The organism is Hydrogenophaga sp. (genome assembly GCF_050182545.1).
GTDB lineage: Bacteria > Pseudomonadota > Gammaproteobacteria > Burkholderiales > Burkholderiaceae_C > Hydrogenophaga.
In genome coordinates, this window is record NZ_JBFXCD010000003.1 from 242,002 (window position 1) to 254,455 (window position 12,454).

Sequence of the window (12,454 nt, forward strand, 5' to 3'; positions counted from 1 at the left end):
CGACGTGCCGGGTTTTTTGCTAGAATCGCGGGCTTGCCTTGCTGCACCCCAACCGACGCTGGGGGCAGCTTTCACCGAAAACGCCATCCTTGCCGGATGGCGTTGTCATCCACAAGGAGAGTCCATGCGTCACTATGAAATCGTCTTGCTGATCCACCCGGATCAAAGCGAACAGGTTCCGGCCATGCTGGAACGCTACAAGGGCATGATCACCGCCGGCGGCGGCAAGATCCACCGCGTTGAAGACTGGGGTCGTCGTCAGATGGCTTACCAGATCAACAAGCTGTCCAAAGCCCACTACCTGTGCGTCAACATCGAGGCCGACCAAGCCGTGATGTCCGAGCTGGAACACGCTTTCAAGTTCAACGACGCAGTCCTGCGCCACCTCACCGTGCTGCGCAAGAAGGCCGATACCGGCCCGTCGGCCATGATGAAGTCTGTCGAGCGCGAGGAAGCCCGCAAGCTTCAGCAGCCGGCATCGCATCAATCGCAGGAGCAGGCCGCCGCATAAGCCCGCGGCGCGTCGTCGTCATCGGGTGAACCGTCTCCAGTTGTCGGCCGTGGTGGTGCAGGTGCAGAGCCTGCGGTACACACCGGCAGGCGTCCCGGCCGTCAACCTCGTGCTTGAGCATGAGTCCCAGGTCACCGAGATGGACACCCCGAGACAGGTGAAACTGCAACTGAGGGCCGTGGCCTTCGGTGCTCAGGCCGAGACACTCTCCCGACAGGGACTTGACGCGGCATGTGAGTTTCACGGTTTCATGACCAACGCGCGCAATGGCAAAGGCGTGGTGTTCCACATCCAGGATTTCAGCAAAACATAGGAAGGCCCATCATGGCTGCACCCAAGCGTTTCAACAAAGACAAGCGCCCCAAGCGCAACACCCAATCGCTGCTTTTCAAGCGCAAGCGTTTCTGCCGCTTCACCGTGGCCAACGTGGAAGAGGTCGACTACAAGGACGTGGACGTCCTGCGCGACTTCATCGCCGAAAACGGCAAGATCATTCCGGCGCGCCTGACCGGCACGCGCGCGTTCTACCAGCGCCAGGTCAACACCGCCATCAAGCGTGCGCGGTTCCTGGGTATGCTGCCCTACAGCGACCAGCATCGCGTCTGAAAGAGAGACTGACATGCAAATCATCCTGCTCGACAAAGTTGTCAATCTCGGCGCCCTGGGCGATGTGGTCAAGGTCAAGGACGGCTATGCCCGCAATTTCCTGATCCCCTCCGGCCGTGCCCGCCGTGCCACCCAGAACGCCATCGCCGAGTTCGAGGCGCGCCGCGCCGAGCTTGAAAAAGTGGCTGCTGCCAAACACGCCGAAGCCCAGGCTTTGGGCGAGAAGCTTTCTGCTGTGACGGTCAAGCTGTCGCAGAAGGCCGGTGTCGACGGTCGCCTGTTCGGCTCCGTGACCAACCACGACGTCTGCGAAGAGCTGAACAAGCAAGGCTTCAAGGTCGTGAAGTCGCAAGTCCGCATGCCCAACGGCCCGCTCAAGAACGTGGGCGACTACACGGTGAGCGTGAACCTGCATACCGACGTGACGGTGGACGTCAACGTGTCGGTGCTCGGCGAAACCGCCTGAGCCCAGCGCAGCTCAGGCTGCCAGAAGCCGCTGCCTCCGGGCAGCGGTTTTTTTTTGCGATGGCGCATTTGCTCCGGGTTTTGCACGCGATTCGCACCGGATGTCCACAGGGTTGTCCACTCCGCAAACGCGCCCTGAGGCGTACCATAGTCGTTTCCCGCCGAGGCCTCATGTCCGCTGTCTTTTCGAATCCGTTCCCTGACTTTGATCCCGCTCTGGATGGCGCAGGTGATCGCCAACTGGCCCAGTTGCGGGTGCCTCCGCATTCGATCGAAGCCGAGTCCAGCGTTCTCGGCGGTCTGCTGCTCGACAACGGGGCCTGGGACCGGGTTGCTGATCTGGTCAACGACTCGGATTTCTACCGGTACGAACACCGCCTGACCTACTCGGCCATTGCCACGCTGGTCAATGCCAGCAAGCCGGCCGACGTGGTGACGGTGTTCGAGCACTTGCAGAACCTGGGCAAGGCAGACGAGGCGGGTGGCCTGGCCTATCTCAACTCGCTGGCGCAGTACGTTCCCAGCGCGGCCAACATCCGCCGCTATGCAGAGATCGTGCGCGAGCGCGCCATCCTGCGCAAGCTGGTTGCAGCCAGCGACGAGATTGCCACCGCCGCTTTCAACACGCAGGGCAAACCGGTCGACAAGATCCTCGACGAGGCCGAGCAGAAGATCTTCCACATCGGTGAGGAAGGCTCGCGCATGAAGGAAGGTTTCCAGGGCATGGACAAGCTGGTGGTCGACCTGCTCGACCGTGTGCAGGAAATGGCCGACAACCCCAACGACATCACCGGCGTGCCTACGGGCTTTATCGACCTGGACCGCATGACGTCCGGTTTGCAGGCCGGGGACCTGGTGGTGCTGGCCGCGCGGCCCTCCATGGGAAAGACCGCGTTCGCGATCAACATTGCCGAACATGTCGCCCTCAACGAGGGTCTGCCGGTGGCGGTGTTCTCCATGGAAATGGGCGCCTCGCAGCTCGCGGTGCGTATCGTGGGCTCGATCGGACGCATCAACCAGTCCCATCTGCGCAATGGCAAGCTGACGGATGACGAGTGGCCACGTCTGACCGAGGCCATCGAGAAGCTGCGCAACGTCTCTCTGCACATCGATGAAACGCCTGGCCTCAACCCCAGCGTGCTGCGCGCCAACGCCCGTCGACTGGCGCGTCAGTGCGGCAAGCTCGGGTTGATCGTGGTCGACTACCTGCAGCTCATGAGCGGCAGTGGCAGTGATGGCGACAACCGCGCGTCCGAACTCGGAGAAATCTCGCGCGGCTTGAAGATGCTGGCCAAGGAATTGCAGTGTCCGGTGATCGCGCTATCACAGCTCAACCGCAGCGTGGAGACGCGCACCGACAAGCGCCCGATGATGAGCGATCTGCGCGAGTCTGGAGCCATTGAACAGGATGCGGACATCATCATGTTCATCTACCGCGACGAGTACTACACCAAGGACGCTTGCAAGGAGCCTGGCGTGGCCGAGATCATCATCGGCAAGCAGCGCAACGGACCCACGGGTACGGTGAAGCTGGCGTTCCTGAACATGCTCACTCGGTTTGAGAGTCTTGCCGGTGGAGGAGACTTTTGAGTCACCAGGTGCCTGGAGCCACGACAAAAAAAACCGGCCTCGGCCGGTTTTTTTTGTCGTGTGAATCGCGATCACAGCACTTCGCTGGCGAAGTCGGCCAGGCGCGAGCGCTCGCCGCGCGCCAGGGTGATGTGCCCGCCGTGTGGCCAGCCCTTGAAGCGGTCGACCGCGAAAGTCAGGCCCGAAGAGCCTTCGGTGAGGTAGGGCGTGTCGATCTGTGCCAGATTGCCCATGCAGATGATCTTGGTGCCCGGGCCCGCACGGGTGATCAGCGTCTTCATCTGCTTGGGCGTCAGGTTCTGAGCTTCGTCGATGATCACGTACTTGTTCATGAAGGTGCGGCCGCGCATGAAGTTCATGCTCTTGACCTTGATCCGGCTGCGGATGAGTTCATTGGTGGCGGCCCGCCCCCATTCGCCTGCGTTGCCACCATCGCCCTTGGCCAGGAATTCGAGGTTGTCGTCAAGGGCGCCCATCCAGGGACCCATCTTCTCTTCCTCGGTGCCCGGCAGGAAGCCGATGTCCTCGCCCACACTCACGGTGGCGCGGGTCATGATGATCTCGGTGTAGCGACGGTCGTCGAGCACCTGCGTGAGGCCGCTGGCCAACGCCATCAAGGTCTTGCCGGTGCCGGCCGTGCCGGCCAGCGTCACGAAGTCGATCTCCGGATCCATCAGCAGGTTGAGCGCGAAATTTTGCTCGCGGTTGCGGCTGGTCACCCCCCACACCGCGTTCTTCAGATGGGTGAAGTCCTTGAGCGTCTTGAGCACGGCGGTCTTGTCGCGAATCTCGGTGACACGCGCGTAGAGCGAGGGCTCTCCCGGTGCTTCGAAATAGACGAACTGGTTGATGTAGAACTGGCCCACCGCGGGCCCACTCACGCGATAGAAGGTGTGGCTGCCACTCTGCCAGCTTTCGATCGTCTTGCTCTGCCGCGTCCAGAAGTCCTGCGGCAGCGCCAGCGCACCGGCATACAGCAACTCGCCATCGTCCAGTGTCTTGTCGTTCTGGTAGTCCTCGGCGTTGAGGCCAAGAGCCCGGGCCTTGACCCGCATATTGATGTCTTTCGACACCAGGATGACCTCACGCTGCGGGTGATGCTCGCGCAGGGCGTGCACCACACCCAGAATCTGGTTGTCGGCCTTGCCCTGGGGCAGGCTCGCGGGCAGGGCGTTGTCCAGCGGTTCGGTCTGGAAGAACAGCAGGCCCCGGGCCGACTGATGGCCGGTCGCCGAGAGCTTGAGCCCTTTGGTCATGTCTCCGCCCTGTTGCGCCACGAGGGCGTCCAGCGTGCGGCTGGTCTGGCGCCCGTTGCGCGCAACTTCGGTCATGCCTTTCTTGTGACCATCGAGCTCTTCCAGCACGATCATCGGCAGGAAGATGTCATGTTCCTCAAAGCGGAACAGGCTCATCGGATCGTGCAGCAGCACATTGGTGTCCAGTACGAAGAGCCGTGCCGGCCCGCTGTAGGTGGACTTGCCCGCATTGCGCCGGCGCTTGCTTGCCACCGGCGCGACGTTGGCGGGCGCTACCGCCGCAGGCCCATCTTCGCGCGGCCGTCGTGCCTGCGGCGAGGGAGCGACAGGCGCCTGAGGTGCCTCATTCCGGAGCACCACCGGCGATGGTGGCCCTGATTTTCGTTCTCGTCCGTTGGGCCGCGTATTACTGGGCAACTTGCGCGCGATGGGTTCGTTGGCCGAAGAGGGCTCTGGAGCCCCGGTGGGGTCAAGCAACTCCAGCGGCTCTTCTGCAGCTCGAAGGGAGTAGGCATCGGGGGCGAGAAGGGCTGCGCGTTTGGAAGGGGCGGGGGGCAGTGGCATGGATGGCGTGTGGGTTCAGCGCGAGGCCGGAAAACAAAAAGCCGCCTGGGAAACCGGGCGGCTTTGAGAACTGCATAGCAGGTTGCAAGAGGGTGGGGCTGAACAGCTTCCCGGTGTCATGAATTCATTATGCACGAGTCGAGTGACAGCGGAATCCGCGCGTCAACGCAGGCCTGACACCGGTCGCTTTTTCACCCTCAGGCGGCTTTCTTGAGGGTCTTGACTGCCTTGAGAACGTCTTCCACATGACCGGGCACCTTGAGGCCGCGCCATTCCTGCTTCAGCACGCCGTCGGGGCCGATCAGGAAGGTGCTGCGCTCGATGCCCTTGACCTTCTTGCCGTACATGATCTTGTTCTTGACCACGCCGAACATGTGGCACATCTTTTCTTCGGTGTCGGCAATCAGCTCGAAGGGCAACTCCAGTTTCGCCTTGAAATCATCGTGGGACTTCATGTTGTCGCGCGACACGCCAAACACCTGGGCGCCCGCCTTCACGAAGTCTTTGTACTTGTCGCGGAACTGCATGGCCTCAGTGGTGCAGCCGGGGGTGTTGTCCTTGGGGTAGAAGTACAGCACGATGGTCTGGCCCAGATGCGTCTGGTTGCTGACCTTGATGCCGCCCGTGGCCAGCGATTCAAATTCGGGAATGGGTTTGTTGACAACGACTGCCATACTGCGTGGACCCCTGACGTGAGTTGGTGGTGATGCGTTGGCTTCCCGGCTGCATCGCGGCATGCCTGGCATACAGGATGCAAGGAAGACGCTGCAGGAAACAATCCGCCATTTTACCCTGAAAGGGGTACTCCGTCACGGATGCGGAAGTATTGCCACCACGCGCGCGCGGAGGCGTCAGGGCTCCATCAACAGGGCAAGCACCACGCGCCTGCCTTCGCCGGCAAGGATGTTGAAGGTGCGGCAGGCCGCTGCCGAGTCCATGGTCTCGACACCGATGCGGTGGGTCATCAGGCCCTGCAGCAAGGCTGGCCGCACGAAACGCAGGCGTGAACCGCTGCCGAACAGCACCAGCTCAGGGGCTTCGTCCATGACACCGGCCAGGTGCTCGAAATGCGTTGCAGTGAGGTCCTCGAAGCGTTGGCAGTTCCATGCCTGCAATTGGCCGCCGGAGGCAAGCACCAGACTGCCAGTGTGGCGCTGACCATTGACCGCGACCCAGCCCTCGCCATAGGAGGTGATGGCCAGCGTGTCAGGCTTGTCTGCGTGCAGTTTCATGGGCGGAGGGGCGAGGGAACTGTGGTCAAATTACAGGTTTTCCCTGCAGGTAGGGCCGAATATTACGCCCGGTGCCAGCCGGCCGTGACGCGCCGTCCATGATCCCAATCGCCTCTGGAGGGCCTTTGAAAACGATTCAGAAATCCGCCAAGCTCGCCAACGTCTGCTACGACATTCGCGGACCCATCATGGACGCTGCGCGCCAGATGGAGGAAGAGGGCCACAAGATCATCAAGCTCAACATTGGCAACCTGGCGGTGTTCGGATTTGACGCGCCCGAGGAGATACAGCAGGACATGATCCGCAACCTGCCGAACTCGGCCGGTTACTCGGACAGCAAGGGCATCTTCGCGGCGCGCAAGGCAGTGATGCACGAGACGCAGAAGCAGGGCATCAAAGGAGTGGCTCTGGAGGACATCTACCTCGGTAACGGCGCGAGCGAACTCATCGTGATGGCGACCAACGCGCTGCTCGATGACGGGGACGAGCTGCTGCTGCCTGCGCCCGACTATCCGCTGTGGACGGCTGCGGTGAGTCTCTCGGGCGGCACGCCGGTGCACTACATGTGCGAGGAGTCCAACGGCTGGATGCCTGACCTGGAGGACATCCGCCGCAAGATCACGCCGGCCACCAAGGGCATCGTCGTCATCAACCCGAACAACCCGACCGGCGCACTGTATTCAGACGAATTGCTCAATGCCATCGTCGAGATCGCGCGCGAACACGGCCTGGTGATCTTCGCCGACGAGGTCTACGACAAGGTGCTGTACGACGGCGTGCAACACACGGCCATCGCCAGCCTGTCGGATGACGTGCTGACGCTGACCTTCAACTCGCTGTCCAAGAGCTACCGATCGTGTGGCTACCGTGCGGGCTGGATGATCGTCTCGGGCGACAAGAAGCCGGCCAGGGACTACATCGAGGGCCTGAACATGCTCTCGAACATGCGTCTTTGCGCCAACGTACCGGGCCAGTGGGCGATCCAGACCGCACTGGGTGGCTACCAGAGCATCAACGACCTGGTGTGCGAAGGTGGTCGCCTGCGTCGCCAGCGCGACCTGGCCTACGAACTGATCACCGCGATACCGGGCGTGAGCTGCGTCAAACCCTCTGCGGCGCTGTACATGTTTCCCCGGCTTGATCCGAAGATCTACCCGATCGAGGACGACCAGCAGATGTTCCTCGAACTTCTGCAGGAAACGCGCGTGATGCTGGTGCAGGGGTCGGGCTTCAACTACCCGGACAACCAGCACTTCCGCATCGTGTTTCTCCCGCACGAAGACGATCTGCGCGAGGCCATTGGCCGTGTGGCCCGTTTCCTTGAAGGCTGGCGCAAACGCCACGGCACCTGATTTCCCCGCTCTTCAACCATGACCGACATGAAACCGATCCAAGTAGGCCTTCTGGGCATAGGCACTGTGGGCAGCGGCACGTTCAACGTGCTCCGACGCAATCAGGAGGAGATTCGCCGGCGTGCCGGTCGTGGCATTGAAATCACCATGGTGGCGGATCTGGACACCGCGCGTGCCCAAGCCATCGTGGGCCCTGGTGTGACCGTGGTGAACGACGCGCGCGCCGTCATTGCCCATCCCGAAATCGACATCGTGATCGAGCTCATCGGCGGCTACGGCATCGCGAGGGACCTGGTGATGGAGGCCATTGCGGCGGGCAAGCACGTGGTCACGGCGAACAAGGCCCTGCTGGCGGTGCACGGCACCGAGATATTTGCCGCGGCATCCGCGAAAGGCGTGATGGTGGCCTTCGAGGCCGCTGTCGCCGGTGGCATCCCGATCATCAAGGCATTGCGAGAAGGCCTTACGGCCAACAGCATCCAGTGGATCGCCGGCATCATCAACGGCACGACCAACTTCATCCTCTCCGAGATGCGCGACAAGGGGCTGGACTTTGACACCGTGCTCAAGGAGGCGCAGCGCCTGGGCTATGCCGAGGCGGACCCGACCTTCGACATCGAGGGCGTGGACGCGGCACACAAGGTCACCATCATGAGCGCGATTGCCTTCGGCATTCCCGTGCAGTTCCACAAGGCGCACGTCGAGGGCATCACGCAACTGGGCGCCACCGACATCCGGTATGCCGAGCAACTCGGCTATCGCATCAAGCTGCTGGGCATCACCAAGCGCACGCCCCAGGGCGTCGAACTGCGCGTGCACCCTAGCCTGGTGCCCGGCAAGCGCCTGATCGCCAATGTGGAGGGTGCGATGAACGCGGTGCTGGTGCAGGGCGATGCCGTGGGCGCGACGATGTACTACGGCAAGGGAGCCGGCAGTGAACCCACGGCCAGCGCCGTGATCGCCGATCTCGTGGACATCACCCGCCTGCACACCGCGGACCCGCACCACCGCGTGCCGCACCTGGCCTTTCACCCCGACGCCATGAGCGACCTGGCGGTGTTGCCCATGAGCGAGGTCGTCACCAGCTACTACCTGCGCCTGCGCGTCGCCGACAAGGCCGGCGTTCTGGCCAACGTCACGGGCCTGCTGGCCGAACTGGGCATCAGCATCGACGCGGTGATGCAGCGCGAAGCGGACGAAATCAGTGGAGAGGGCGGCACCTCCACCGACCTGATCATCCTCACGCACGACACCCGCGAAGGCACCATGAACGATGCGCTGGCCCGGCTCCAGGGGTTGCCCACCGTGCTCGCGCCCATCGTGCGCATTCGCAAGGAAGAGCTGAACTGATGCGCTACATCTCGACCCGCGGTCATGCCGATCGCAAGCGCTTCTGCGAGATCCTGCTCGAAGGCCTGGCGCCCGATGGCGGGCTGTACCTGCCCGAGCAGTACCCACTGGTGGATGCCGCTGGCCTGCAGCGTCTGCGCGCTGCCTTCAATGGGGGGGCTCCGGGCGGGTATGCGGCGCTGGCGTTCGAGATCCTCTCGCTCTACATCGACGACATTCCGCCCGATGAGCTGCGCGCGTTGTGCGAGAAAACGTACACCGAGGCGGTGTTCGGCACGCCGCAAATCGTCCCTCTGAAGCGGCTGGACGACGGTTTCTACCTGGAGGCCCTGTCCAATGGCCCCACGCTGGCCTTCAAGGACATGGCCATGCAGTTGCTTGGCAACCTGTTCGAGTACGAACTGGCGCGCCGTGGCGAGGAGCTCAACATTCTGGGTGCCACCTCGGGCGACACCGGCAGTGCGGCCGAATACGCGATGCGCGGCAAGCACGGTGTGCGCGTGTTCATGCTCAGCCCGCACGGCCGCATGAGCCCGTTCCAGCAGGCCCAGATGTTCAGCCTGATGGACGAGAACATCCACAACATCGCCATTGAAGGCGTGTTCGACGACTGTCAGGACATCGTCAAGAACGTCAGCAACGACCTCGACTTCAAGCGCCGCCACAGGATCGGCACGGTGAACTCGATCAACTGGGCGCGCCTGCTGGCCCAGGTGGTGTACTACTTTGCCGGGTACTTCCAGGCGACGACGAAGGACGCCGAGCAGGTTTCGTTTGCCGTGCCCAGTGGCAACTTCGGCAACGTGTGCGCGGGCCATGTGGCGCGCCAGATGGGTTTGCCCATTGACCGGCTCGTGGTCGCGACAAACGAAAACGACGTACTCGACGAATTCTTCCGCACCGGCGTCTATCGTGTGCGCGCCAGCGCCGACACGCACGAGACCTCCAGCCCCTCGATGGACATCTCCAAGGCCAGCAATTTCGAGCGCTTCGTGTTCGACCTGCTGGGGCGTGACGGTGCGCGCGTCAAGGCACTGTTTGGCGACGCGCTGGCGCGCGAAGGACGCTTCGCTCTCGGGGGCGATCCGGCCTTTGCGGACGCCGCAGGGCGCTTTGGATTCCGGAGCGGCAAGAGCACACATGCGGATCGCCTGACCACCATTCGCGACGTGTTTCAGCGCCATGGCGTGATGATCGACACCCACACCGCCGATGGCGTGAAGGTGGCGCGAGATCACCGCGGCGAGGTCACGTCGATGATCGTGCTTGAGACCGCGTTGCCCATCAAGTTCGCCGAGACCATCGTCGAGGCGCTGGGCCGCCAGCCTGATCGGCCGTCGCAGTTCGAAGGCATCGAAGCCCTGCCCAGGCGCGTGACGGTCATGGCCGCCAGCACCGCGGCCGTGCAGGACTTCATCGCCGGCCACTGCGCCAGCGCCGCATGAAGGTCGTCGGGTTCGCGGGCTTCTCCGGATCGGGCAAGACCACGCTGGTGGAACAGCTGATTCCCGCTTTGCAGTTGCGTGGGCTGCGCGTCTCGGTGGTCAAGCACGCGCACCACGAATTCGACATCGACCACCCGGGCAAGGACACCTGGCGTCACCGCGAGGCCGGCGCCTTCGAGGTGCTGGCCGCCTCGACGCGCCGCCTCGTGATCATGCGTGAGCTGCGTGAGCAGGCAGCGCATTCCGTGCACGATCTGCTCGCCGAGCTGCACCCGGCGGTGGACTGGGTGCTGGTCGAAGGCTTCAAGGAAAGCGACCTGCCGAAGGTGGAGGTGTGGCGCGAGGCCAGTGGCAAGCCGGTGCGATACCTCGCCGATGAGCGCATCACCGCCATTGCCACCGACAGCGCGCAGGCCTTGCCCCAGGCCACCCCGTTGCCGGTGCTGGATTTGAACCAGCCCGATGACGTGGCTGCCTGGTTGCTCGACAATGCGGAACGATTCGAATACCGGGCAGCATCGCGCCCCGCCTCGCCATGAACGCCGTTGCCAAGTCACCTACTGGGCGTGCGCCCCTGTTGTCGCTGGACCATGCCCTGGCCGACCTCCTGGGGCGGGTCGAAGCGCTCACCACCCCTGAGACGGTCGCCACCTTCGATGCCGACGGCCGCGTGCTGGCGCAGGATCTGGTCTCTGCGCTGCAGGTGCCGCCGCACGACAACTCGTCCATGGACGGCTATGCGCTGCGCGCCGCCGATGTGACCGAGCCCGGGCAGGTCCTGCGCGTGAGTCAGCGCATCGCGGCCGGCCATGCGGGCACGGCCCTGGAGCCGGGCACCTGCGCGCGCATCTTCACGGGTGCACCGCTTCCGGCCGGTGCCGACACGGTGGTGATGCAGGAGGACACGGTCGAGGTCGGAGGCGACATCCACGCCGTGCACGTCCAGAGCGTGCCCGAGGTCGGTCAGTGGGTGCGACGCGCAGGCGAAGACGTGACCCATGGCGCGGTGGTGCTGCGCCGGGGTGAGCGCCTTTCACCGGCAAGCCTCGGTCTGGCCGCCAGTCTGGGCCTTTCGCACCTGAGCGTGCTGGCGCGCCCCCGAGTGGCCCTGTTCTCCACCGGGGACGAACTCGTCATGCCTGGCGAAGTGCCACCCGAGGCCATGAAGCCGGGCGCCATCTACAACTCCAACCGATTCTTCCTGCGTGCGCTGCTGCGGCGCATGGGCTGCGAGGTCAGCGATCTGGGGATCGTTCCCGACCGGCGCGAGGCCACACTGGCCGCGCTCAAGACCGCTGCCGATCACCACGACCTGATCCTCACCAGCGGCGGTGTCTCCGTGGGCGAGGAAGACCATATCAAACCGTCCGTGCAGCAGCTCGGCAGCCTGGACCTGTGGCAGATCGGCATGAAGCCGGGCAAGCCCTTTGCCTACGGCACCGTGCGGCGCGATGCCGGGGCCGGCGCGGCGGCGGCGCAGGCCTGCCACTTCATCGGTCTGCCGGGCAACCCGGTCTCGAGTTTCGTCACCTTCCTGTTGCTGGTTCGGCCCTTCCTGCTCAAGCTGCAGGGCGTGCCCGCCAACCGCATCCAGCCCCTGCCGCCGGCCACGACGCTGCCAGCGCATTTCACCGTGGCGCGGGCGGACAAGCGCCGCGAGTTCCTGCGCGTGCGCCGCAACGCGGCCGGCGGCCTCGACCTGTTCCCCAACCAGAGTTCGGGCGTGCTCACGTCGGCGGTCTGGGGCGATGGCCTGGTCGACAACCCGGCCGGCACCACCATCGCCCATGGCGACCCCGTGTCCTACATCTCTTTCGCGGACTTGCTCGCATGAACATCCAGTTGCGCTATTTCGCCTCCATCCGGGAAGCCCTGGGCACCGGCAGCGAAGCCCTGAAGACCGAGTCCCGGACGCTTGCAGCCCTGCGTGCGGAACTGGTGGCGCGCGGCGGTGCCTATGCCGATGCGCTGGCCCCGGGCAGGGCCGTGCGCGTGGCGTTGAACCAGACCATGAGCGAAGAGTCCGCCGCGCTCACCGACGGCGCGGAAGTGGGCTTCTTCCCGCCGGTCACCGGGGGCTGAA

Annotated in this window: 14 protein-coding genes; 11 read left to right on the top strand and 3 right to left on the bottom strand. The window is 63.8% G+C overall.

The window, feature by feature from the left end; translation table 11 throughout:
* Positions 1-124: 124 nt before the first annotated feature.
* From rpsF to dnaB, 5 genes are all read left to right on the top strand, one after another.
* Positions 125-511, top strand: a complete 387-nt coding sequence (gene rpsF, locus AB7P10_RS04975; protein ID WP_204733075.1) for a 30S ribosomal protein S6 — start codon at positions 125-127, stop codon at positions 509-511.
* Between the two features lie 25 nt (positions 512-536).
* Positions 537-824, top strand: coding sequence for a primosomal replication protein N (gene priB, locus AB7P10_RS04980; protein ID WP_428292733.1), 288 nt, complete (start codon positions 537-539; stop codon positions 822-824).
* Between the two features lie 11 nt (positions 825-835).
* Entirely contained in the window at positions 836-1,117 is a 282-nt protein-coding gene (rpsR, locus tag AB7P10_RS04985; RefSeq protein WP_086119488.1) for a 30S ribosomal protein S18, read from the top strand.
* A 13-nt stretch (positions 1,118-1,130) separates the two neighbouring features.
* Positions 1,131-1,583, top strand: coding sequence for a 50S ribosomal protein L9 (gene rplI / locus AB7P10_RS04990; protein ID WP_428292734.1), 453 nt, complete (start codon positions 1,131-1,133; stop codon positions 1,581-1,583).
* Positions 1,584-1,753: 170 nt separating this feature from the next.
* Complete coding sequence (gene dnaB, locus AB7P10_RS04995) at positions 1,754-3,172, top strand: replicative DNA helicase (RefSeq protein WP_428292735.1); 1,419 nt, start codon at positions 1,754-1,756, stop codon at positions 3,170-3,172.
* A gap of 71 nt (positions 3,173-3,243) precedes the next feature.
* Here dnaB and AB7P10_RS05000 read toward each other — a convergent pair whose 3' ends face one another.
* The 3 genes from AB7P10_RS05000 to AB7P10_RS05010 form a co-directional block, all read right to left on the bottom strand.
* Positions 3,244-4,992 (bottom strand): PhoH family protein, encoded by a 1,749-nt coding sequence (locus tag AB7P10_RS05000; RefSeq protein ID WP_428292736.1) that lies wholly within the window; start codon positions 4,990-4,992, stop codon positions 3,244-3,246.
* 197 nt (positions 4,993-5,189) lie between these two features.
* Complete coding sequence (locus AB7P10_RS05005) at positions 5,190-5,666, bottom strand: peroxiredoxin (protein WP_428292737.1); 477 nt, start codon at positions 5,664-5,666, stop codon at positions 5,190-5,192.
* Between the two features lie 177 nt (positions 5,667-5,843).
* Positions 5,844-6,224 carry an Mth938-like domain-containing protein gene (locus tag AB7P10_RS05010; protein ID WP_428292738.1) on the bottom strand — a complete coding sequence of 127 codons (381 nt, stop codon included), beginning with the start codon at positions 6,222-6,224 and terminating at the stop codon, positions 5,844-5,846.
* A 125-nt stretch (positions 6,225-6,349) separates the two neighbouring features.
* Here AB7P10_RS05010 and AB7P10_RS05015 point away from each other — a divergent pair, with 125 nt between their 5' ends.
* The 6 genes from AB7P10_RS05015 to moaD are packed head-to-tail and all read left to right on the top strand — an operon-like array spanning position 6,350 to position 12,453.
* Positions 6,350-7,576 carry a pyridoxal phosphate-dependent aminotransferase gene (locus tag AB7P10_RS05015; protein WP_428292739.1) on the top strand — a complete coding sequence of 409 codons (1,227 nt, stop codon included), beginning with the start codon at positions 6,350-6,352 and terminating at the stop codon, positions 7,574-7,576.
* A 27-nt stretch (positions 7,577-7,603) separates the two neighbouring features.
* Positions 7,604-8,926, top strand: coding sequence for a homoserine dehydrogenase (locus AB7P10_RS05020; RefSeq protein ID WP_428292740.1), 1,323 nt, complete (start codon positions 7,604-7,606; stop codon positions 8,924-8,926).
* Positions 8,926-10,371 (top strand): threonine synthase, encoded by a 1,446-nt coding sequence (gene thrC / locus AB7P10_RS05025; RefSeq protein ID WP_428292741.1) that lies wholly within the window; start codon positions 8,926-8,928, stop codon positions 10,369-10,371. The genes AB7P10_RS05020 and thrC overlap by 1 nt, the downstream gene beginning before the upstream one ends.
* A complete protein-coding gene (gene mobB, locus AB7P10_RS05030; protein ID WP_428292742.1) occupies positions 10,368-10,910 on the top strand; it encodes a molybdopterin-guanine dinucleotide biosynthesis protein B in 543 nt (180 codons plus the stop codon). Before thrC ends, mobB begins: the two co-directional genes overlap by 4 nt.
* Complete coding sequence (locus AB7P10_RS05035; RefSeq protein ID WP_428292743.1) at positions 10,907-12,205, top strand: molybdopterin molybdotransferase MoeA; 1,299 nt, start codon at positions 10,907-10,909, stop codon at positions 12,203-12,205. The genes mobB and AB7P10_RS05035 overlap by 4 nt, the downstream gene beginning before the upstream one ends.
* The gene (moaD, locus tag AB7P10_RS05040) at positions 12,202-12,453 is read left to right on the top strand and encodes a molybdopterin converting factor subunit 1 (protein WP_428292744.1); all 252 of its coding nucleotides are present in this window, start codon (positions 12,202-12,204) and stop codon (positions 12,451-12,453) included. Before AB7P10_RS05035 ends, moaD begins: the two co-directional genes overlap by 4 nt.
* Position 12,454: the final 1 nt, after the last annotated feature.